Genomic DNA, 20,993 nt, shown 5'->3' with positions numbered 1-20,993 from the left:
CCAACCTCAGTGCCCGGCGGGCCAGGCGATAGGCGCCGGATGGGCCAGCCCGCCCCGGCACTTGAGCACCCGCAACTGCCCGGGGCGGCCTTGCACGGCAATTCGCAGGGCCGCCGGCGAGGGGTTGTGCGCAGCGTCCAGGGGCCGGTAGGCAAAGGCCAGGGTCTGGCCGCTTTCCGCCGCTACCTGCAGGCGCCGCAGGGCGCGATCGTCGGCTTGCTGCGGCCAGCACAGCACCGCGCCGCAACTGCCGGAACGCAGGCACTGCTCGGCGGCCCACAGGGCATCACGCTCCCCGGCCTGGATGATCGACAACTGGCGCACATCCACCCCGGCGTTCTGCCAGGCCTGGGGATAGGGCACGAACGGCGGCGCCACCAGCACGATGCGCTCCCCCGCCGCGCTCAGCCGCGCCAGGCTCGGCCACAGCAGTTGCAGCTCGCCCAGCCCCTGGGCGGCAATGAGGATTTCGGTCAGCGCCGCCTCCGGCCAGCCGCCCGTGGGCAGCACCGCATCCAGGGCGGCATGGCCGGTGGGCTGCGGGCTGGCAGGCGCGGCGGCCGGGCGGCCTTTCCACACCCGCCCGGCATTGAACAGCGAATCCAGTGCGACCACGGCGCCCATCAGCCTTGCCTCACCAGACCGCAGAACACGCCTTCGATAAACAGTTCGTGGTCGGCCGTGACCTCGATCGGCTGGTAGGCCGGGTTGCGCGGCAACAGGCGAATGCCCTGCCCCTTGCGCTCGAAACGCTTGATGGTGACCTCACCGTCGAGGCGGGCGATCACGGTCTGGCCGTTGCGCGCCTCACTGCTGCGGCGCACTGCCACCAGATCACCGTCGAAGATGCCGTCGTCGATCATCGAATCGCCCTGGACCCGCAGCAGGTAATCCGGAGTGCGGGAAAACATCCCCGGGTCCAGCAGCAACTGGCCGTGTATGTCGGCATCGACGCCAATCGGCGCTCCGGCGGCCACCCGCCCCAGCACCGGGATCTCCAGCAGCTCGGGGCGCCGCGGCTGGTTGAGCAGGCGAATGCCCCGGGCCTGATGCGGGTTGACCTCGATGAACCCGGCCTCGGTCAGCGCCAGCACATGCTTGCGCGCCACGCTGCGCGAGGCGAAACCGAACGCCTGGCTGATTTCAGCAAGGCTCGGGGGCTGGCCGTGATCGGCGATGCGTTCGCGGATAAAGGTCAGGATGGCACTGCGGCGGGGAGATAAAGTCGTCATGGAGTACATTTGTACTCCTCTCGGATTTATCTGACAAGAACCGCCAATCAGTCCAGGCCACGGCTGGCCAGGAAGCCGCTGACATAGTCGATGAATGCCTGCACCTTGGCGGTCGCCCGCCGGTGACTGGGGTAGACCGCGAGGATGTGCGGCCCGAAGCTGTCCGGGTCGATCGCGTAGTCGGCCATCACCCGCACCAGGCGCCCGTCGGCCAGGTACGGCGCGGCGCTCCACAGCGGCGTGTGCAGCAGGCCGCGCCCGGCCAGGGCATTGGCCAGCAGCAGGTCGTAATTGTCACTGCGCAGGCGTGGCGCCTGGGGCTGGGGCAGGCTCAGGCGCTGGCCGTCGCGCTCGGCCCACCAGAACTCCCGGCTGAGCAAGGGGTGGCGATACAACAGCCATTCATGCTCTTCCAGGGTCTGCGGGGTCACCGGCCGGCCCTTGCGCGCCAGGTAGGCCGGGCTGGCGCACAGGGCCAGGCGGTTGCTCCCGACCACCCGGGCAATCAGCCCCGGCAGGTCGTCATGGCCTTCGCGCAGGGCCAGGTCGTAGCCGCTTTCCAGCAGGTTGACGAACTCATCGCACAGGTCCACTTGCAGGTCGATCTGCGGGTACTGCTCAAGAAAACCGCCACATACCTGATCCAGAAACGCCTGGCCGTAGGCCAGCGGCGCGGTGATCTTGAGGTTGCCGCGCAGGCCATGCTGCAACTGCTCCACCTCCTCGCCCACCTCTTCCAGGCGCTGCAGCACCTGGCGCGCGGTTTCCAGGTAGAGCCGGCCGATTTCGGTGAGCACGATGCGCCGGGTACTGCGCTCGAACAAGCGCGAACCCAGCTCGGCCTCCAAGTGGTTGACCGCCTTGGTCAGGGCCGAAGGGGTCTTGCCCAACTGCTCCGCCGCCCGGCTGAAACTGCCCAGCTGGGCAGTCGCCACGAACATCTTCAAGGCATTCAACTTGTCCATGGTTTTTCCACCCAGGCAAAAATGTTTTTCGTGAAGCAGCCATTCTGCCCGCTGCGGGCAGTCCCTAAGCTGGCGATCAGACGCAATAACAAGGAAATGTTCAATGAAAAGATTGACCCCGACGCTGTTGCTGGCTGCCATGAGTTTTGCCTCGTTGGAAGCCATGGCCGCCGCCGACCTGGTGCTGCTCAACGGCCAGGTGTTCACCGCCGACCGCGCCCAGCCCAAGGTCCAGGCCCTGGCGGTGGAAAACGGCAAGGTCCTGCAAGCCGGCAGCGATGCGCAGATCAAGGCGCTGATCGACAGCCACACCCGGGTCGTCGACCTGGGCGGCAAGACCCTGATGCCGGGCCTGATCGACACCCACTCCCACGCCATCTTCGGTGGCCTGGAAATGACCGGCGCCAACCTGCAGGACGAGGTGGTCAGCCTCGACGAACTGGAAAAACGCCTGCGCGCCTGGCGTGACGACGGCAGCGCCCGGCATGCCGACGTGCTCAGCATCGCCGGCATGAGCTCGGCCTACTGGGCCCAGGCCCAAGCCCTGGGCCAGCGCTTCAACCAGGGTGAATGGGCCAGCGTGCCGGTGGTGTTCACCGGCAGCGATCACCATACCGCCTGGGCCAATGACCGCATGCTCCAGCGCGCCGGCATCGACGACGCCCTGCTCAAGAGCCTGCCCGAAGCCGAGCGCGGCACCATCGGCCAACTGCCCGACGGCCGCCCCAACGGCTTCCTGGTGGACGCCGGCTGGGACCGGGTGGCCGCGAAAATGCCGGTGCCGGGGCCCGAGCAGATGCTGCGCGCCGCGCAGTCGGCCCTGCACTACAACAACAGCCTGGGAATTACCGCCTGGATGGACCCGGCCGCCAACGCCGCCCCCGGCGAAGCGCTGTTCGCCCTCAAGCCCACCGAGCACACCGTCGGCGTGCTGCCGGCCTACAAGGCCCTGGCCGAGAGCGGCGCTATGACCGCCCACGTCGCCGCCCTGCTGGTGGCCAACCCCCGCAGCCGGCCGGCCGACCTCGACACCCTGGACAAAGTGCGCCAACAGTTCCAGGGCATTCCCAACCTGACCCTGCCGGGCATCAAGATCTTCGCCGACGGGGTGATCGAATACCCGGCGCAGAGCGCGGCGATGCTCGAGCCTTACAGCAACTCGCACAAACCCGGCGAACTGCTGATCGACCCGGCGCATTTTGGCGAACTGGTCAGTGCCATCGACCAGCGCGGCTGGCTGGTGCACATCCACGCCATCGGCGACCGTGCGGTGCGTGAGTCGCTGAACGGCATCGAGCAGGCGCGCAAGGATCGCCAGAGCGGCATCAGCCACTCCATCACCCACTTGCAGATGGTCAACCCCAAGGAGTTCGCCCGCTTCAAGCCGCTCAACGTGATTGCCTCGATGCAACTGCTCTGGGCCTCGGCCGACGACTACACCCTGGACATGATCAAGCCCTACGTCAGTGCCCTGGCGTTCCGCTACCAGTACCCGGCGCACTCGCTGCTCAAGCAGAGCGCGACCCTCGCCGGCGCCAGCGACTGGCCGGTGTCGTCGCCCAACCCGTGGAACGCCATGGCCCAGGCCATCACCCGCCAGGGGCCACTGGGGGTGCTCAACGCCGACGAACGCCTGGACCGCGAAACCCTGTTCTATGCCTACACCCAGAATGCCGCGCGCACCCTGGGCCTGGAACAGCAGATCGGCTCGCTGACGGCCGGCAAGCAGGCCGACTTCATCATCCTCGACCGCGACGTGTTTGCCGTGGATGAAAAGGCCCTGCATGAAACCCAGGTGCTGCAGACCTGGTTCGCCGGCCGCGAGGTCTACAGCCGCCCACTCTGACCCCGCCCCATCGTTGCACCGCCTGCCCCGCGCCCTGGTGACGCCGGGGCTCGGCGCCGCCTTGCCCGCTCCCCCCATAACAATCACAACAACGGGAACCCCATGAAGACCCTCACCCTGCTCACCCTGGGCGCCGTGTGCCTGCTGCCGCAGGCCGGCCACGCCCTGCCCCTGACCGACGACCTGGCCGTGGAACTGGAGCTGACCCTGGCCAGCGACTACCGCACCCGCGGCATCTCCCAGACCCAGAACGACCCCGCGGCCCAGGCGGCCGTGACCCTGCTGCACAGCAGTGGCCTGTACCTGGGCACCTGGAGCTCCAACGTCGATTTCGGCGGCGGCCTCAAGACCCGCCAGGAAGTCGACTACTACGGCGGCTGGCTGTGGCAGGCCAGCGCAGACATCAGCCTGGACCTGGGCTACCTGAAGTACAGCTACCCCCGGGAAGCCCAGTTCAACCAGAGCGAGGTGTACGGCATCCTCAGCGTCTACGGGGTCAAGCTGGGGGCCTATTATTCCGACGATGCCCCCGGCATCGACAGCCAGCAGAGCACCCTGTACCGCTACCTTGGCTACGAGACCCGACTGCCCCTGGAACTGGGGCTGCAACTGCGCTACGGCCAGATGGACTTCAAGGACCCGCGGCTGATCCGCGCCTCGGGCCAGGGCGAGGACAGCTACCACGAATGGGAAGCCAAACTGACCCGGGAAATGGCCGGGCTGGAACTGGGCCTGAGCTACATCGACACCGACCTGTCCCGCAGCCAGTGCACCAGCAACTACGGCTTCAGCGACCTGTGCGGAGCGACCTGGGTGGCCAGCGTCAAGAAGACCTTCTGAACGACAAACCACCCGCCCACGCAAGAGCCGGCTTGCCGGCGAAGAGGCCCGACAGGCATGCGCACAGGGATCAGCCGCGCTGCAGGATGCGGTCCATCACCCGGTCGGTCTTCAGGGCTTCGCTGGCCAGGGCCGGGTGCCGGATCTGGCCGCGGATATGGGCGTTCATGCCCTGCACGTGGTGCCACTGGATGTGCGCGGGGTTGTCGATGAACAGGTTCAGGGTCTCTTCGGCTTCAAGTTGCAGCGGATGCTCGTCGAACACGGAAAAAGTGATGCGCCCCTGGCTGCCGATGATTTCCACCCGGTCCACCCGGCGGTCGGCGACGAAGTTCCAGGCGCCGCTGCCCAGGGCCCCACAGGCGAAGCGCCAGCTGGCGCTGACCGCATCCTCGGCGGCATACAGCCCGGCCTGGCGGGTGCTGAAGCCGGCCACCTCGACGATATCGCCCAGCAGGTACTGGAACAGGTCCAGGCCATGGCTGGCCAAATCGGCGAAATAGCCGCCGCCGGCCACTTGCGGGTCGGTCCGCCAGTTGGCCGCGCCGCTGCGGTCGGCCTCGGAGGCCGCCTTGCTCAGGCTCCAGTGCAGGTGCCGGACCTCCCCGATGCGCCCATCCGCCAGCCATTGCCGCACCTGCGCAAAGCGCGGCAAGGAACGCCGGTAATAGGCCACGAACAGATGCAGCCCGGCCTGCTCGAAGGCCTGCTGCATGGCCAGGCTTTGCCCGGCATGCAGGGCCATGGGTTTTTCCACACAGCAATGCTTGCCGGCGGCGGCCACTTGCAGGCTATAGGCGTAATGGCTGTCGGGGGGCGTGGCGATGTACACCGCGTCCACCTCGGGGTCGTCGATCAGGGCCTGGGCATCGGTGTACCAGCGGGCAATGCCGTGGCGCTGCGCATAGTCGCGCACCACCTCGGCACGGCGCCCCATCACCGCCACCAGCGCCGACCCCGGAACCTTGTAGAAGGCCGGGCCACTCTTGCGCTCGGTGACACTGCCGCAACCGATCATGCCCCAGCGCACGGTCCGCAGCGGCTCGGCCCCGGTGTTCATTTCGGCGCTTGCAGCGCGCGCAGGTCGAGCTGGCCGTTGTGCAGCGGCGGGCACCAGTAGTAGCCGCCAGTGATCGGCCGGCTCATGCGGTACAGGCCGTCGGTGATGCCGTCTTCCAGGCCGCTCATGCGCCGCAGCTGGGCTTCGAAGGCGTTCAGGGTGTGGCCGAAGGCAAGGAACATCAGGCCACCCTTGTCACCTTCGATCCACGGCATCGAGCGGCGCACGAGAAAGGCTTCCGGGGCGAAGCTTTCCTGGGCGGTGCGCTTGACGTGGGCCGAGACCGGCGCGTCGTCCAGTTCTTCGTTGTCGCTCAGACGCCGGCCCATGATGTGGTCGCGCTCTTGCTGGTGCATCGCGGCAAACCCCTGGAAGTCGTGCTGCCACTGCTGGATCGCGGCAAAGCTGCCACCGCGCAGGCCGTCTTCGCCCTCGGCCAGTGCGGCGGCCACGGCGGCTTCGTCCTGAGGGTTTTCGGTGCCGTCTTCATAACCGGTGAGGTCGTGGCCGGTCTTGTGGCGGAAGGTCTCGTTCATGCCGACCAGGCGCAAGGCCGGGGCCAGGGCGGCCGCCAGCTCGTTGCTGCGGTGCAGCAGCTCGCCGCGATCATCACCGTGCAGCCAGACCCACAGCGCATGCTGGGTCGAAGGGTTGTCCACGCCCACGCCGGTCAGCGCCGGGAACGCCTTGAGCCCCTGCACTCGCGCGCCCAGGGCCTTGACCAGTGACGCGCCAAAACCTGCCACCGCCGTTGCGCCATCCACCCGTGCCAGCAACTGGTCGAGGGCCTGGGGCAACGCCTCGATGGACTCAAGGGCAAAGAACAGGTGGCGGGCCTGGGACGGAACGGGTGCAGCGAGGATGCCGGGCTGGTAGTAACTCATGGGAACTCCTGAATAAAGGCGCAGGAGTTTACCGCCATGGGCTGCCGGCGTCAGCGTCGAAACGGGCAAGGCTTGTCGCCGCTTGCGCGGCGACGTTGCAAGGCCGTGGTGAAAAGGCCGGGCCGGGGTTGTGCAGCCGCTGCCGCAGGCTGAGAACGGCATGGGCGGCATTGCAACGCAGCAGATGCGGGGAGCTTGAGGCCGCTCAAGGTTCGACGGGAGGTCGCCAAGCAAGGCCCTGCGGGCCTTTGCGCAGCCTCGCAGGCTCGGCAGCGGCTACAGGGGCGGTCAATGCAGCGCCGCCTCTTCGCGAAAGGCGCTGGGGCTCAGGCCGGTCCAGCGCTTGAAAGCCCGGCGGAAGCTGCGCACGTCGCTGTAGCCGACCTCTTCGGTGATGCGTTCGATGGACAGCTCCGGGTTGCCCAAGAGGTTCAGGGTTCGCGCCTGGCGCACCCGCTCCAGCAGCGCCTCGAAGGTCAGGCCGTGCTCGGTCAGGCGCCGGCGCAGGGTGCGCCCGCTCATGTTCAAATCCCCCGCCACCTGCTCGATATGGCTGCCGGCCCGCAGGTCCCGGCTCAGGGCGCGTTCCACCGCCTGGATCAGGTCCATCTTCTGGTGCACCTGGGCGCTTTCCAGTTCCAGCAGCTTGAGTGCCTGGCGCAGCGCTACCGGATGATGGTTGGGCAGCGGCGCCTGCAACCAGCGGGCCTCGATCACCATGCGCGCCTGCAGGCAGCCGAACTGCACGTGGGGGCCCAGCAACCGGGTATAGAGCTCGGCATAGGCCGGCGCGGCGTGCATGAACTCCACCCGCAGGGCCTGGAAATCCGCGCTGACCAGGGCCCGGCCATAGATCAGCAGGCTGGCGAAGAACTCTTCCGCGGCAAAGATCTGCACCTCGCCGTAGGGCAGGCGGCATTGCAGCTCGACAAAGAACTCGTCGCCCTGGCGCCCGACATCGGCGCTGACGATGGTGCCGGAGGTGTGCTGATGGCGGATGCCCAGCTCGAAGGCGTCGCCCAGGGTCCGGCACAACGACAACGCATGCCCCAGCAGGCCCAGGGTGCCCAGCACATTGCGGCTGCCGACCCAGAGTCCCAGGCCCTGCTGCGGCAATGCCGCCAGGGCACGTTCGATCATCGCCACCGCCTGGCGATAGGAGATGCGCAGGGTCGGGTCCTGCAGGTCGTCCAGGGTAAAGCCCAGGCCGCGACACAGGCGCTCGGCGCTGACGCCCTTGGCTTCGGCGACATCCGCCAGGGTCTGCAGCAGGAAGGGTGAAACCAGGGCCAGCTGGTCGTGGGCATCGGCGGCTTTGATCTGCATGGGAGTGGGCTTCCGGGCCGCTTGAGCGGCTGTTTTTATTGTCGGTCAGGCACCGGTGCCAAGGCTTCACCGGCGGTTCAAGCATATCCCGTTGCCTGGGGTTTTACGGGGGAATGTAACAAAGCATTGCAAAGTGTCCGACAAAGTCCCCCTCCCTGTCCGCCAATACCCTGCCCCGCGCCCGGCCCAGGGCTTATTTCTATGGGGCGGGCGGCGTGCCTGCCGCCGCGCCCCCACTAACAATAAGAATGAGTCCAACCATGCACCCGACCCGCCTCACTCGCTCCCTGCACCTGGGCGTGGCCCTGGCCGCCTGCGCCAGCCTCAATGTCCAGGCCACCGAATCCGGGGTCGACAATATCGGCCCCGGCACCGACGGCTTCTACGTGCTGCCCCTGAGCCCCGACCAGCTCCCGGAGCACATGTTCGCCTTCAACCTCTACTACAACCATTACCAGGCCAGGAAGCTCGACATCAGCTCCTTTGGCGGCAAGGTCCAGGAGGTCAGGATCACCTCCGACGCGATCATCCCGCGCCTGGACTACCTGAGCCCGCTGCGGGTCCTGGGCGGGCGCCTGGGGGGCTACGTGGCCCAGCCCTACCTGCGCCAGCAGGTGTCGCTGTACGGCCAGAGCGACCGCCGCGAAAGCATGGGCGATACCACCTTCGCGCCGATCATCCTGTGGGACATGGGCCCCGACCTGACCCTGGGCGCGGCCGTGGAAGTGACCCTGCCCACCGGGCAGTACGATGCCGACCGGCTGGCCAACACCAGCAACAACTTCACCACCTACAAGCCGCTGTTCTCCATGACCTGGCTGCCCAGCGAACGCACCGAGCTGTCGTTCAAGAGCACCTACAGCTTCAACCAGGAGAACCACGCCACCCACTACCGTTCCGGGCAGATCGTGCACTTGGACTATTCGGCCAGCTACCGCCTGACCGACGACCTGAGCCTGGGGCTCAACGGCTACTACCTGAAGCAGACCACCGACGACAAACAGAACGGCAAGACCGTGACCTTCATGGGCGAGGACGTGAGTGACGGGGTACGCGGGCAAGTGTTCGCCATCGGTCCGGCGCTGCACCTGCGCTTTCTCAAGTACGCCAGCGCCGAGATCCGCTGGGCCAAGGAGTTCGACGTGGAAAACCGCCCCGAGGGCGACATGCTCTGGGCCAAGCTGACCATTCCCTTTGCCCTGTGAAACCCGCGGCAGCCTTGAAGCCGCTGCGGGCCTTTGCGCAGCCTCGCCAAGGCTCGGCAGCGGCTACAGACGGTTGCCCCGGGCCGCGTTTCCTGTAGCCGCTGCCGCAGGCTGCGAACGGCCCGTAGGGACGCGGCGTTCTTAAGGCCGACAGCGCTGCGACGGAGGATCGCCAGGCAAGGGCTATACGTGGGATCAGTACACCGGCCAGCGTTCGACAATGCGCCCGCCGCGCAGGGCCAGCAGGTCGCCAAACTGCAGCAGCACCGCTTCGCTCTGCTGCGGGCGCAGGAAGACCTGGTCGTCCACTTGCAAACCCACGGCGCGGGAGCCGTTGACCATCTCCTGGTTGGAGCTGCGACCGAACAGCTCGTTGCTCTGCAGACCCGCCGGCGATTCGAAATCCGCCAGCCAGTGGCCGCCATAGATGAAGAAGGTCTGGCGCTGGTTGCGGTCCCACCAGGAGAACAGCCGCGACCTGTCGTCCAGGGCCGGGATCCGCACCGGCCCGGTACTCTTGAGCACCGGGGTGGCGATAAAGGCGGCCGGCACGTGCTGCTCCAGGGACGCCAGGTCGTAGTGGCTGGGCTTGAGCAGTGCGGTGCCCACTGACACTTCGCTGCTCAGGGACTCCTGCTCGTGCCGGCGGTAGCTGGGGCTGCCGGCGGTATTGAGGGTCAGGCCGGCGTGCCACAGCGCCGGGTACTGCTGGCGGGTGAAGTCGACAAAGCCGTTGTAGAGCGCCATGACCTGGTCAAACAGGCTTTGCGGCGAGCCCAGAATCCCCGGCACGCCCATGTCGACAAAGGGGTCGTAGCCCATGAACCCGGCAAACTCCAGGTGCTGCGGGTGGGCGCTGATCAGCGCCAGCATCTGCCCGAGCACGGCATGGTCCGCCACGCCGCCACGGTGCAGCCCCACATCCAGTTCGATGTTGATGCGCATCCGCGTGCCCAGGCCCTGGGCCAGCGCCAGGTACTGCTGCAGGCGCTCAGGGGTATCGAGCAGCCATTGCAGTTGCCGGCGCGGGTCGAACGGCCCCTTGAGTTGCTGGTAGAACAGCTCGACGGCGCGGATCGGCAGGGGCTTGCCCAAGAGGATATCGGCGTCGGCAAATACCTCGGCGTCGTGGTTGAGAAACGGCTGGTGGAAGGACATCAGGCGCCGGGTACCGGCGCGCTGGGCGATATAGGCCAGAAGCCCGGGCGATGGCAGGGATTTTTCCACCAGGCGCAGGTGCTTGCCGCCGCGCTGCACCGACTGCATGACCACATCGATGTTGTGGTCCAGGCGATCGAGGTCGATCAGCATCACCGGTTGCATCGGCCCGTGGGCCTTGAGCTCGCGATTGAGCTCGGCGAAGTACGGGCTGTAGGGCTGGCCCCGGTCGCCGGGCCGCAGCCAGGCGCCGACACCGGCCAGCAAGACGCCGGCCCCCAGGGTGCCGGCCATGAAATGACGACGGTTCATTGTGCGCCTCTCCTGTTCAAGCCACACCCAGCACCGAGGCCAGGTGGGCGTTGATGAATTTGCCTTGCGGGTCCAGCGCCTGGCGCACCCTGGCGAAGGCCGACCATTGCGGGTACAGCCCCTGCAGGGTGCGGGCGTTGAGGCTGTGGTGCTTGCCCCAGTGCGGGCGCCCCTGGTACTTCCAGAAGATCGGCTCCACGGCGGCGAAGAAGTTGTGGTGGTCCATGCTGTAGTGCTGGTGCACCGAGATCGAACAGCTGTCGCGACCTTCGAACATGCTCAGGGGAATGTCGTCGGCCTTGACGTAGCGGTACTCGATGGGAAACCAGGTGCGCAGGTCCTTGTCGCGGATCAGCGCGAGGATTTCCCGCAGGCACGCCGGCCCCAGGTGCGCCGGCACCGAGTACTCCATTTCGTTGAAGCGCACGCTGCGCACGTTGGCGTAGATCTGGTAGGAATCCCCCACCCGCTCATCGAAGCGCGCCAGCCAGCGCAGGCTGTTGAGCAGGTGGCGACGGGTCTCGGGGAAGTCGCTGACGTACTTGTCGAGGTTTTCGATCAGGTTGACGAACTCGTTGCCGCCCTCCTCGGCCGGATCGGTGGGCGGGGTCGGCGGCTCCGTGGTTTCGTTCAGGGCCACCGCCAGGGCGTAGTCGGAGTGGGTGACCACGAGCATTTCCCAGTGCTGGTTGTCGCGGGTCAGGTTGTCCATGTCCTCCAGCAGTTCCTCGGTCTTGCCGATCCACTGTTTTTCCCGCAGGCGATAAGCCTCGCGGTTCTGCAGGCGCACCCGGGTCGCCACCCCCAGCGCGCCGAGGGACACCCGGGCGGCGTGGAACACCTCGGCGTTGCGCCGGGGGTCGCAGTCCAGCACTTCGCCGCTGGCGGTCACCAGTTGCAGCCCGCAGACCCGGGACGAATAGGAGCCGAAGCCGACCCCGGTGCCGTGGGTGGAAGTGGCAATCGCCCCGGCCAGGGTCTGGTAGTCGATATCCGCCATGTTCCACAGCGCCTGCCCCACCTCCTTGAGCGCCGGGCCCATCAGCGACATGGGCGTGCCGGCGGCGAATTCGGCTTGCAGGGTCTTGGGGTCGTGGTCCAGCAGGCCGTTGAAATAGGCCAGGGACACCAAGGTGCCGTCGGTGGGCACCAGGGCGCTGAAGGAGTGCCCGGCACCCACCGGGCGGATCTTGCCCGGGGCCTGGCGGATCACCTGGCGCAGCTCATCCAGGTCCTTGGGCGCCAGCCGCGCCTGGGGCAGGCAGCTTTGCGCGCCGGACCAGTTGCGCCAGGGAATCAGCCGCGGGGCGCGGGCCAGTTCGGCCAGCAGCGGATTGCTGCACAGCGCGCTGAACGCGCCGAGGGCGCCGGCCCCTTGCAGCAGCCGGCGTCGGGAAAGGTGCATGACCATGAAGGGGGAACCTGTGCTTTTTATTGGAATGAATGGCCGGACATGAAGCTGATCAAGGCCAGGAACTGCTCTTCGCTGCACTGCATGCACTGGCCCATGGGCGGCATGCCCTGGTAGCCGTTGATGCTGTGGTCCAGCAGGGTGTCGGCGCCCTGGGCCAGGCGCGGCGCCCAGGCCTTGGCATCGCCGGCCAGGGGTGCGCCGGAGGCCGGGTTGGCATGGCACAGCTGGCAGCTGCTGGCGTAGACCTGGGCCAGGGCCGGGTCGGCCGGGCGCTGGCGGGCGGCGTCGAGGCGCACGGCAGCAGGCGGTTCAGCCTCGCCGCAGGCGCTCAGCAGCAGCCCCAGGGCCAGGCCCAGGGCGCTACGAATCGGTAGCCAAGAGTGGCGCCGCAACGGGCGCGAACAGGCGGGGGTGACAGTGGGCATCGGCGGTCCTCAGTGCGGCCAGGGCAAGGGGCCCGCCCCGGCGACAGCGGCGGACCACACCCGGCCACACTAAGACACCCGCGCCCCGGGGTTGAGGGCATTGGCGGCCAGCCAAGGGGACAGGCTCGGCCAGCCAGGGCGCGCACGGTCAGCCCGAAGCTGCCTGCATGGCAACGGGCCCATGCCTGCCCCGCGCCTTACTTGATCCGGTAGTGGAAGGTGTTGCGCACCGCCGGCACCGTTACCGCCTGGCCGTCGATCAACCGTGGCTGGTAACGGAAGGTCGCCACCGCCGCCAGGGACGGGCGCATGAACAGGGGGTGGCAACCGTCGATGACCTTGGGGTTCTCCACCCGCCCCTGGGGGTTGACGCTGTATTCCACGGTGCAGTCGCCTTCCAGGTTCTTGTCCAGGGCCCGTTGCGGGTAATCCGGGGCCTCCTTGCTCAAGGGCTGGTACTGGCGGCTGTCGGCTGCCGCCTGGGCCGCCTGCTGGCGCGCGCGCTCGGCGGCCAGCCGCGACTGTTCGGCGCGCTGGGCCTGCGCATGTTCCTGGGCCACACGTTGCTCGGTATCGCGCTGGCGCTGCTCGGCCTCCAGGCGCTCGCGCTGCTGGCGCTGCTGCTCCTGCACCTGCTCACGTTTCTTGTCTTCCACACGCTTGCGCGCCAGGGCCGCCTGCTCCAGCTTCTGCGCCTGGACCTGGGGGTCAACCCGGGGCTTGGCCGGTTCCGGCGCAGCCGCAGGCGGTGGCGGTGGCGCCACCTCGGCCACCGCCGGCAGCGGTTGCGCAGGGGCGGCAGGCGGCGCCAGCATCACCAGTTGGGTGGCCAGTACCGGGGGCGTCTCGACCTGCGGCTTGTCCACCGACCAGCCCAGCACCAGCGCCACCAGCACTCCGGCGTGCAGGGCCAGGGCCAGGCTGGCCGCCAGGCTGTTGCGCCAGAAGCCGGACGCCTGGGGCCGCAGGGGCATCGCGGTGGGGTTGTGCATGATCATCGCCGTCATTGCGGGGCCTCGGTCACCAGCCCCAGGTTGTGCACCCCGCCCTGCTGCAACGCGGCCATGGCCGCCACCACGCTGGAATAGGCGGCGTCCTGGTCGGCGCGGATGTACACCTGGGTGTCGCCGCGCTGGGCAATTACCTGGGCCACCTTGGCGCGCATCTGCTCAAGGTCCACGGCGCTGTCGGTGTGGTTCCGGGTGTCCAGTTCGCTGCCCAGGTTCCAGTAGTAGCCGCCACCGGCCTGCACCGACAGGGTGAGGATCTGCTGGCGGCTGTCGGTGGCCAGGGCTTCGCTGGCGACCTTGGGCAATTCGATCTTCACCCCCTGGGTGAGCATCGGCGCGGTGACCATGAAGATCACCAGCAGCACCAGCATCACGTCGATGTAGGGCACCACGTTCATTTCCGCCTTGGGTCCGTGCTTGCGTTGCGGCCGGGTCAACATCGGCTTGCTCCTTCTCTCAGGCGGCCACGGCCAGGTGGCTCGGGGTGCCCTGCAAGGTGCGATGCAGGCGTACTTGCAGTTCATTGCCAAAGGCGTAGTAGCGGGTCAGCAGGGTCTGGCTGCGGGCCGAAAAGCGGTTGTAGGCAATCACCGCAGGGATGGCCGCGAACAGGCCGATGGCGGTGGCGATCAGCGCCTCGGCAATGCCCGGGGCCACGGTGGACAGGGTCGCCTGCTGCACCTGGGACAGGCCGAGGAAGGAGTTCATGATCCCCCACACGGTGCCGAACAGGCCGATATAGGGGCTTACCGAACCCACCGTAGCGAGAAACTGCAGGCCTTTTTCCAAGCGGGTTTCCTGCTCGCTGATGGCCACGTACAAGGCCCGTTCCACGCCTTCCAGCACGCCTTCGCCGGCACTGCCGGGCTGGCCGCGCAGGTGGCTGAACTCCTGGTAGCCGGCGGCAAAGATCGGCTCCACGCCGCCTTCGGCGTCGCTGTCCTTGGCCACTTCGCGGTACAGCGGCAGCAGCTCGGGGGCGGCGCGAAAACGCTGGATGAAAGCCTGGAAGCGCTGCTCACGACCGCGCAGCACGGCGCCACGCTGGATGATCAGGTACCAGCTGAGCAAGGACGCCAGAAGCAAGGTCAGCATCACCGCCTTGACCAACAGGCTGGCATCGCTGATCAGCCCCCAGATGCTCATGTGTTCGAGTGTGGCCTGCATGGTGAAACTCCTTCTCGGGTGCCCGCCTGGGCTGGCGGGGCTATTCGATGACATTCAAATGACAAGGTGATGACCGCCGGCTCAGGGCAGCTTCAGGGCCTGGGTGACCTCGGCCCAGGGCACGAACTTGAAGTTCTGGGTCTGCTCGGGCATGCGCTTGCGTCCGTCCTGGACCACCAACAGCCCCTGGCTCCAGGGCCCGCCGAGGTTGGCCGAGGTGACTTCCAGGCCGTCGGTTTCCGAGGCGCCGTCGATCCCCGCGCGGGCATTGAGGCTGACCCGGAAAGCGCCGTGGGAAGCGAACGGCGGTTCGGCATCCAGCACCAGGTAGCTGTCGTTGCCCTGGCTGGAAATCACCAGGTAGTCGCGGGCGTTGCTCTGGTACAGGGCCAAGCCCTCGACATCGGCCTGCAACAGGCCGCCGACCTTAATCACACTGTGCAGGGTCGCCGGCTGCTCGGGCCGGGCATCCACTGCCCACACGCCGACGTCCTCTTCACCGAGGAACAGGCGCTGGCGCTGGTCGTCGGCGACGCAGCCCTCGGGCTGGCTGGCCACCTTGAACTGGCGCACCAGCTCACCCTGGGCGTTGCCACCGGGGGCGCTCAGGCGGTACTGGACGAAGGTGCCGTCCTTGTCGTTGGCAATGGCGTAGATCTCGCCGCTGGCTGGCTGGAACAGGCAAATACCGTAGATTTCCTTGAGCGGCGTGGGCACCTCCCCGGCCTCGCTCAGCTCGCCGCTGGCGCGGTCGATGGCGAACAGGCTGAGGCTGTTGCGGTCGCGGTTACTGGCCACGGCCAGGTCCACACGGCGCTCGCCGAGCTGGAAATTGGGCCGCACATCGACGTTGTTCAGGCGCCCCACTGCCAGCTCCTGCAACAGCTTGCCCTGCAGGTCGTAGGCCAGCAGGCCCTGTTTCTTGTTGGTGCCCAGCACCCGGCTCAGGGAGGGCTGCTGCGGGTGGACCCAGATCGCCGGGTCATCGGCGGCATCGCCCTGGCGCCCCACCGGCTCGCTCTGCGCCGCCGCCTGTACGGTGGGCAATACCGGCGGCAGGGCCACCGGGGTGGCCTGCCAGTTCAACTGGCCCTGGTACAGGCGCCCGTCCTCGTCATCGCGCAGCAAGACCTGCAAGCCTTTGTCGCTGGCGCGCAGGGCAATGTTTTCCGGTTCCTTGAGGCCGGCCAGGGGCAACGTGGCCTGGGCCCGCCAGCCTTTTTCCTGCTGCTGATAGAGGTGCAGTTGTGCGGCCTTCGGGTCCAGGCCCAACACCCCGCCCGGCACCAGGGCCATGGCTCCGGCGCTCTTCTTGATATCGCCGAAGGGCGCGCGCAGGGCCACCGGCTGGCGCGCGGTGTCGGCTTCGGCATGGGCCGGGTAGGCCCACCAGCCGACATTCTGTTCATTGACCAGCAGTTGCTGGGCGGCGTCGTCCACCTGGCAGAACTTGGCCTCCGGCGGCAGCGGCAGGCCACGTACCCGCTGCGGCTCGGCGCTCAACTGCGCGCCGTGGCCCACCAGCCACTGCTCGCCCTTGCCCTCCTCGCCCACCAGGAACAGGAACAGGTTGCTGGCCTCGTCGCGGTACAGGCACAGGCCGTTGACCGGGTAGTCCCGAGTGGGCAGGTACAGCGGCTGGCCCCAGGTGCGGCTGGCCGGGTCGAGACTCAGCAGCAGCGCCTGCTGGCGCTGGTTGTCGAGGCTGGCCACCAGCAGTTGCCCACCAGCGGCGCGGCTGTCCAGGCCGTTGAACGAGCCCTTGAAGCGGGCCAGCTGGCGGCCCTGTTCATCCAGCAGCAACAGGCCTTCGCGTTCGCTGGCCAGCAGCCGGTCGGCGCCTGTGCCGGCGGGCACAAAACCCAGGCCGGTAACGCCCGGGGTCTGCTCGGCCCAGGGCTTGAGGTTCAGGCCGGGCACGCTGGGGGCCGCCAGGGCGGCGCCACAGGTCAAGCCAATGCACAGGGCCAGCAGGCGGTTTCTTGCGGTCGATACAGTGCTCATCACAATCCTTGGGTGTGCGGTCGGGCAAGGGCCCGCTACTTAGAAATGGGTGAAGGTCAGGCCGAGCTTGTAGGTCGGGCCGTATTCCTCGTACTGGGCGTTGTAGGAGCGGTTGCCGGTGTAGACGAAGTACGGCTGGTCGGTGAGGTTCTGCGCCTCGAAGCTCAGTTGCAGGTTCTTGGTCAGGGAATACTTGGCGCTGAAATCGACGAAGGTCTGGGCATCCACATGCAGGTCGTGGGCCTTGTCGCTGATGGACGCCAGCTCATAGAGGTAGGCCGACTTGTAGTTGGCCGACAGGCGCAGGCTGAGTTTGTCGTCTTCCCAGCCGAGCATCAGGTTGCCCACGGTGTCCGACTGGTTGGGCAGGTCGATGTCGCGCTTGCGGTTGACCCCGGCCTTCTGGTCGAAGCCCTCGATGCTCGCACTGGAGCGGCTGAAGGTGCTGTTGGCGCCCAGCAGCAGGCCGTTCCAGGGTGCCGGCAGCCAGTCGAATTTCTGCGAATAGGCCAGCTCCAGGCCGTACAACTTGGCGCTGTCGCCGTTGGCGAAGGTGTGCGCCTCGGAGAACCCGCTCCAGGCGCCGGTGCCGGCCAGGTCGGTGTTGTAGACGAAGTTCTGGATGTCTTTGTAGAACACGAAGGCCGAGACGGTGCCGGCATGGCCCATGTAGTGCTCGATGCCCAGGTCCAGGTTGCTCGACTCCAGGGGCTTGAGGTCGGGGTTGCCGAAGGTCGCCTCGTCGCCGTCGATGACAAAGCCCGGGGCCAGTTGGCCGAAGGTTGGGCGCACCACGCTCTTGGTCCAGGCCGCGCGGACCTGGGTGTTCTTGTCCAGCTGGTAGCGCGCGTGCAGCCCCGGCAGCCAGTGCTGGTAGCGGCGTTGGGTGTCGGTGGCGGTGAAGGCGCCGTCGGTGACCCCGGTGCCCTTGGCCTCGAACTCGGTGCCCTCGTAGCGCAGGCCGGCGATGAAGCGCCAGTCGTCGATGTCCAGGGTGTTCATGAAGTAGCCGGCGTTGATGTCTTCGCGGATCTTGAAGTCGTTGACCCGGGATTCTTCCTCGTCATAGAAGGCCGCCGGATTCAGGCCGCCGATCAGTTGCTTGATGGCGCCGCCACTGATGCCCGGGCCGAAGCGGCCGAGGGAATAGTCCACGTTGCCCTTCTGGAACTGCCCGAGGTTGAGCTGCTGGTCGGTAAAGCCCAGGGTATCGAAGTCCTTGTAGGCCCAGGCTTCCAGGTCGTTGTCCTTGTTGCGTCGGCTGACTTTGCCGCCGAACTTGAACTGCGCGGCGTAGCCACTCAGGTCATAGTCCCGGGCCAGGTCCAGGCGCAGGTTCTTCTCGGTGTCGGTGGTGTTCTGCTTTTCCCAGTCGACCTTGTCCAGGGTGAAGTTGGCCGGGTCATAGAAACCGGCGCCGATCACCGGGCGCGGCTTGCCGTTGTCGTAAAAGCCGCTGTCGGAAAAATCGCTGTTGGCCTTGAAGGTGGCCCCGGCGATATGCGCCGGGCTGTCTTCGCTGGAGCGGCTGTAGCCGGTCTGGCCGCTGAGGGTCCACAGGCCGATCTGGCGCTCGCCGCCGAACACGTAGGACTGGATCTCCTGGGTTTCCTCGCGCTGCTTGAGCTTGCGCTTGGCCTCGGCGTCGCCGCGCTCGCCGGCGGCCAGGGGATCGGCGAACTCGATGCTGGTGGAGTTGCGGGTCTCGCTGTCCTTGTAGCGGCTGTACAGGGTGCGCAGGTAGTAGCTGCTGCTGTCGTCGGGCTTGTAGTCGAAGTTCAGGCCGCCACCGGCGCGCTCGCGGCTGATGGCGTAGTCGCGCTGCTCGAATTCCTGCAGCTTGGCGCCTTGTTCGAAGTCCCAGGCGCCACCGGTCTCGACGTTGTCGGAACCGAAATCGCGCTTCTGCCAGCTCAGGGCGGCGGCCACGCCGAAGTTGTCGATGCCGTCGCCGAGGCTGAAGCGGTTGCTCGCCGCGCCGGAGAATTTCGGGCTGGTCTGGCGCGTGTTCTGGTCGTAGCTGGCCTCGCTGCTGCCGGTGTAGAACAGGCCCTTGTGGTCGAAGGCCGAGAGGCTTTTCACATCCACGGTGCCGCCCAGGGAGTTGGCGTCCATGTCCGGGGTCAGGGTCTTGATCACCGACAGCGACTGCACCAGCTCCGAGGGCAGCACATCCAGGGCCACGGCCCGGCGCGCGCTTTCCGGCGAGGGCACCAGGGTGCCGTTGATGGTCACGCTGTTGAGATCCGGGCCCAGGCCGCGGACGCTGACAAAGCGCCCTTCGCCCTGGTCGCGCTCGATGCTGATGCCCGGCAGGCGCTGCGCCGCCTCGGCGACGTTCTGGTCCGGCAATTGGGCCACGCCGTCGGCGTGCACCACGCTTTCGATACTGTCCGAGCGCCGCTGCTCCTTGAGCGCCTGGTCGATGCTGGCGGCCTGGCCCACCACTTCCACATGCTCGGTGGCCGCAGGTTCCGCAGCGCTCAAGCGTTCACTGGCGATGGCCATGGCCAGCGCGGTCAAGGTAAAGCTGACAAGCCCGGGACTGCTGCGCTTGTACATGATGGTCCTCCCCCAAGAGTCCGCTAACGCCGGGCAAGAGGCCCGGCAACTGGGAGGGCACGCTAGGGTCGGGGAATGACGGTTCTGTGACAGGCCTGGACGGCAACGGGCCAAAACGCCCCATTGCCCGGCTTTTGCCCCGACAAATGAGCTGAATTGACCCCTATCCCCCGCCTGGCGCAGGTCTTGCCGGCCTCTTCGCCGGCAAGCCGGCTCCTACATATTCGCGGTGCACCCGCTGCCTCGTAGGAGCGGGCTTGCCCGCGAAAGCCATCCCCCGTCGGGCGCAGGTCTTGCGGGCCCCTTCGCCGGCAAGCCGGCTCCTACAGATCCGTGGTGCACCCGCCCCGTAGGAGCGGGCTTGCCCGCGAAAGCCATCCCCCGTCGAGCGCAGGTCTTGCGGGCCTCTTCGCCGGCAAGCCGGCTCCTACAGATCCGTGGTGCACCCGCCGCCCCGTAGGAGCGGGCTTGCCCGCGAAAGCCATCCCCCGCCAGGCGCAGGTCTTGCGGGCCTCTTCGCCGGCAAGCCGGCTCCTGCGGGCTAAAAAAAACGTGTTCGCCGTGAGCTGATTCGACCTCACGCCGGGTTTCCCCGGCGTCACCCCACTGTCACAAACATCTGCTGTGCTGGCGCCCTCTCACTCCTGGCAAAAAGGATCGCGGCCATGTTCTCCGTGCTAAAACCCCACCGCTGGAAACTCGCCGCACTGTTGCTGGCGGCCAATGCCGGGCTGCTGCTGCATCTGGCCTGCGGCAGCCTGAAATCGGTCAGCGAGTGGCAGTGGCTGGACATCATCGGCGAAGGCGGCTCGGCGCTCCTGGCCCTGGTCTGGCTCGGGCTGGTGCTCAAGAGCCGCCCCGCCGGGCGGGTCACCAACTACCTGGCCCTGGGCCTGAGCTGCATTTTCTTTTCCTGGTGGATCGACAGCCTCGACGAGTTCATCCGCCTGCCCGACAGCATCACCTGGGACCACTGGCTGGAGTCCGGGCCGATGCCCATCGGCATGATCCTGCTGACCATCGGCATCTACCACTGGCACCGCGAACAACTGGCCATCAGCGCGCAGATGGAAAAGAAGGAACGGCTGTTTCGCGAACATCGCCAGTTCGACAAGCTCACGCCCCTGGCCGGCGCCGACTACCTCAAGCGCGAGCTGGCCAGCAGCCTGCAAGACAGCCGCCGCCAGCAGCAGCCGCTGTCGCTGCTGGCCCTGGACCTGGACCACTTCGCCGCGATCAACCAGGACTATGGCCACGCCGAAGGCGATGCGGTGCTGCAGGCCCTGAGCCATGTACTGCTGCTCAACCTGCGGCGCCAGGACCTGCTGTGCCGGCTGGCCGGCGACCGCTTCGTGGTGCTGCTGCCCAACACCGGGGAAAGCCAGGCACGGCTGCTGGCCCTGGAGCTGCAACAGGCGGTGCAGGGCCTGGCGCACAAGACCCGGCAGCACGGCGAGCGCCTGCACCTGGCGGCCAGCACCGCGGTGGTGATGGCCCTGGAAGAAACCCCGGAGGGGCTGCTCAAGCGCCTCAACCTGGCCCTGGCCCGGGCCAAGCAGCCCCTGGCGAAAACCGCCTGAGGC

Annotated in this window: 18 protein-coding genes; 4 read left to right on the top strand and 14 right to left on the bottom strand. The window is 67.3% G+C overall.

Features of this window, described 5'->3' with window-relative positions; translation table 11 throughout:
• Positions 1-6 precede the first annotated feature (6 nt).
• From imuA to KCG88_RS01950, 3 genes are read right to left on the bottom strand one after another with little or no spacing between them, the layout of a single operon-like run.
• Positions 7-624, bottom strand: coding sequence for a translesion DNA synthesis-associated protein ImuA (gene imuA, locus KCG88_RS01960; protein WP_047287769.1), 618 nt, complete (start codon positions 622-624; stop codon positions 7-9).
• Positions 624-1,241 (bottom strand): transcriptional repressor LexA, encoded by a 618-nt coding sequence (lexA, locus tag KCG88_RS01955; RefSeq protein ID WP_047337206.1) that lies wholly within the window; start codon positions 1,239-1,241, stop codon positions 624-626. The genes imuA and lexA overlap by 1 nt, the downstream gene beginning before the upstream one ends.
• 38 nt (positions 1,242-1,279) lie before the next feature.
• Complete coding sequence (locus KCG88_RS01950; protein WP_047337207.1) at positions 1,280-2,197, bottom strand: LysR family transcriptional regulator; 918 nt, start codon at positions 2,195-2,197, stop codon at positions 1,280-1,282.
• Positions 2,198-2,300: 103 nt separating this feature from the next.
• Between KCG88_RS01950 and KCG88_RS01945 the strand changes: the two genes are divergently transcribed.
• Positions 2,301-4,043, top strand: coding sequence for an amidohydrolase (locus KCG88_RS01945; protein ID WP_210711609.1), 1,743 nt, complete (start codon positions 2,301-2,303; stop codon positions 4,041-4,043).
• A gap of 102 nt (positions 4,044-4,145) precedes the next feature.
• Positions 4,146-4,883: a TorF family putative porin gene (locus KCG88_RS01940; protein ID WP_047287778.1), complete on the top strand. Its 738-nt coding sequence runs from the start codon at positions 4,146-4,148 to the stop codon at positions 4,881-4,883.
• Between the two features lie 70 nt (positions 4,884-4,953).
• Here the strand turns inward: KCG88_RS01940 and KCG88_RS01935 are convergent, their stop codons facing one another.
• The 3 genes from KCG88_RS01935 to KCG88_RS01925 form a co-directional block, all read right to left on the bottom strand.
• Positions 4,954-5,922 (bottom strand): Gfo/Idh/MocA family oxidoreductase, encoded by a 969-nt coding sequence (locus tag KCG88_RS01935; protein WP_210712125.1) that lies wholly within the window; start codon positions 5,920-5,922, stop codon positions 4,954-4,956.
• Between the two features lie 17 nt (positions 5,923-5,939).
• Positions 5,940-6,827 carry a Dyp-type peroxidase gene (locus KCG88_RS01930; RefSeq protein WP_047287782.1) on the bottom strand — a complete coding sequence of 296 codons (888 nt, stop codon included), beginning with the start codon at positions 6,825-6,827 and terminating at the stop codon, positions 5,940-5,942.
• Between the two features lie 288 nt (positions 6,828-7,115).
• Positions 7,116-8,153, bottom strand: a complete 1,038-nt coding sequence (locus KCG88_RS01925; RefSeq protein WP_047287784.1) for an AraC family transcriptional regulator — start codon at positions 8,151-8,153, stop codon at positions 7,116-7,118.
• 260 nt (positions 8,154-8,413) lie between these two features.
• Between KCG88_RS01925 and KCG88_RS01920 the strand changes: the two genes are divergently transcribed.
• The gene (locus KCG88_RS01920; protein WP_210711608.1) at positions 8,414-9,358 is read left to right on the top strand and encodes a transporter; all 945 of its coding nucleotides are present in this window, start codon (positions 8,414-8,416) and stop codon (positions 9,356-9,358) included.
• 195 nt (positions 9,359-9,553) lie between these two features.
• Here the strand turns inward: KCG88_RS01920 and KCG88_RS01915 are convergent, their stop codons facing one another.
• The 8 genes from KCG88_RS01915 to KCG88_RS01880 form a co-directional block, all read right to left on the bottom strand.
• On the bottom strand, positions 9,554-10,759 hold the full coding sequence (locus tag KCG88_RS01915) for a DSD1 family PLP-dependent enzyme (protein WP_199522620.1): 1,206 nt from the start codon (positions 10,757-10,759) through the stop codon (positions 9,554-9,556).
• Positions 10,760-10,844: 85 nt separating this feature from the next.
• Positions 10,845-12,173: a D-arabinono-1,4-lactone oxidase gene (locus KCG88_RS01910; RefSeq protein ID WP_210712124.1), complete on the bottom strand. Its 1,329-nt coding sequence runs from the start codon at positions 12,171-12,173 to the stop codon at positions 10,845-10,847.
• A gap of 86 nt (positions 12,174-12,259) precedes the next feature.
• Positions 12,260-12,667 carry a c-type cytochrome gene (locus tag KCG88_RS01905; RefSeq protein WP_047287792.1) on the bottom strand — a complete coding sequence of 136 codons (408 nt, stop codon included), beginning with the start codon at positions 12,665-12,667 and terminating at the stop codon, positions 12,260-12,262.
• Positions 12,668-12,864: 197 nt separating this feature from the next.
• Positions 12,865-13,674, bottom strand: coding sequence for an energy transducer TonB (locus KCG88_RS01900; RefSeq protein ID WP_210711607.1), 810 nt, complete (start codon positions 13,672-13,674; stop codon positions 12,865-12,867).
• Positions 13,671-14,117: a protein TolR gene (gene tolR, locus KCG88_RS01895; RefSeq protein ID WP_047287795.1), complete on the bottom strand. Its 447-nt coding sequence runs from the start codon at positions 14,115-14,117 to the stop codon at positions 13,671-13,673. The genes KCG88_RS01900 and tolR overlap by 4 nt, the downstream gene beginning before the upstream one ends.
• A gap of 16 nt (positions 14,118-14,133) precedes the next feature.
• The gene (gene tolQ, locus KCG88_RS01890; protein WP_047287796.1) at positions 14,134-14,844 is read right to left on the bottom strand and encodes a protein TolQ; all 711 of its coding nucleotides are present in this window, start codon (positions 14,842-14,844) and stop codon (positions 14,134-14,136) included.
• A gap of 81 nt (positions 14,845-14,925) precedes the next feature.
• Complete coding sequence (locus tag KCG88_RS01885; RefSeq protein WP_047337216.1) at positions 14,926-16,848, bottom strand: phytase; 1,923 nt, start codon at positions 16,846-16,848, stop codon at positions 14,926-14,928.
• A gap of 39 nt (positions 16,849-16,887) precedes the next feature.
• Positions 16,888-19,410, bottom strand: coding sequence for a TonB-dependent receptor (locus KCG88_RS01880; protein WP_210711606.1), 2,523 nt, complete (start codon positions 19,408-19,410; stop codon positions 16,888-16,890).
• Positions 19,411-20,075: 665 nt separating this feature from the next.
• On the opposite strand from KCG88_RS01880, the gene KCG88_RS01875 reads away from it, so the two are divergent.
• Positions 20,076-20,990 carry a GGDEF domain-containing protein gene (locus KCG88_RS01875; RefSeq protein ID WP_011061991.1) on the top strand — a complete coding sequence of 305 codons (915 nt, stop codon included), beginning with the start codon at positions 20,076-20,078 and terminating at the stop codon, positions 20,988-20,990.
• Positions 20,991-20,993: the final 3 nt, after the last annotated feature.

The sequence above is a fragment of the Pseudomonas sp. MWU349 genome, from assembly GCF_017947325.1.
Lineage (GTDB): Bacteria > Pseudomonadota > Gammaproteobacteria > Pseudomonadales > Pseudomonadaceae > Aquipseudomonas > Aquipseudomonas protegens.
This window is presented reverse-complemented; position numbering and strand designations above follow the sequence as displayed.

Bases quoted from the DNA above. Each gene is read 5' to 3' on its own strand.
- imuA (WP_047287769.1), bottom strand. From the start codon at position 624: ATGGGCGCCGTGGTCGCACTGGATTCGCTGTTCAATGCCGGGCGGGTG.
- lexA (WP_047337206.1), bottom strand. From the start codon at position 1,241: ATGTACTCCATGACGACTTTATCTCCCCGCCGCAGTGCCATCCTGACC.
- KCG88_RS01950 (WP_047337207.1), bottom strand. From the start codon at position 2,197: ATGGACAAGTTGAATGCCTTGAAGATGTTCGTGGCGACTGCCCAGCTG.
- KCG88_RS01945 (WP_210711609.1), top strand. From the start codon at position 2,301: ATGAAAAGATTGACCCCGACGCTGTTGCTGGCTGCCATGAGTTTTGCC.
- KCG88_RS01940 (WP_047287778.1), top strand. From the start codon at position 4,146: ATGAAGACCCTCACCCTGCTCACCCTGGGCGCCGTGTGCCTGCTGCCG.
- KCG88_RS01930 (WP_047287782.1), bottom strand. From the start codon at position 6,827: ATGAGTTACTACCAGCCCGGCATCCTCGCTGCACCCGTTCCGTCCCAG.
- KCG88_RS01925 (WP_047287784.1), bottom strand. From the start codon at position 8,153: ATGCAGATCAAAGCCGCCGATGCCCACGACCAGCTGGCCCTGGTTTCA.
- KCG88_RS01920 (WP_210711608.1), top strand. From the start codon at position 8,414: ATGCACCCGACCCGCCTCACTCGCTCCCTGCACCTGGGCGTGGCCCTG.
- KCG88_RS01905 (WP_047287792.1), bottom strand. From the start codon at position 12,667: ATGCCCACTGTCACCCCCGCCTGTTCGCGCCCGTTGCGGCGCCACTCT.
- KCG88_RS01900 (WP_210711607.1), bottom strand. From the start codon at position 13,674: ATGACGGCGATGATCATGCACAACCCCACCGCGATGCCCCTGCGGCCC.
- tolR (WP_047287795.1), bottom strand. From the start codon at position 14,117: ATGTTGACCCGGCCGCAACGCAAGCACGGACCCAAGGCGGAAATGAAC.
- tolQ (WP_047287796.1), bottom strand. From the start codon at position 14,844: ATGCAGGCCACACTCGAACACATGAGCATCTGGGGGCTGATCAGCGAT.
- KCG88_RS01885 (WP_047337216.1), bottom strand. From the start codon at position 16,848: ATGAGCACTGTATCGACCGCAAGAAACCGCCTGCTGGCCCTGTGCATT.
- KCG88_RS01880 (WP_210711606.1), bottom strand. From the start codon at position 19,410: ATGTACAAGCGCAGCAGTCCCGGGCTTGTCAGCTTTACCTTGACCGCG.
- KCG88_RS01875 (WP_011061991.1), top strand. From the start codon at position 20,076: ATGTTCTCCGTGCTAAAACCCCACCGCTGGAAACTCGCCGCACTGTTG.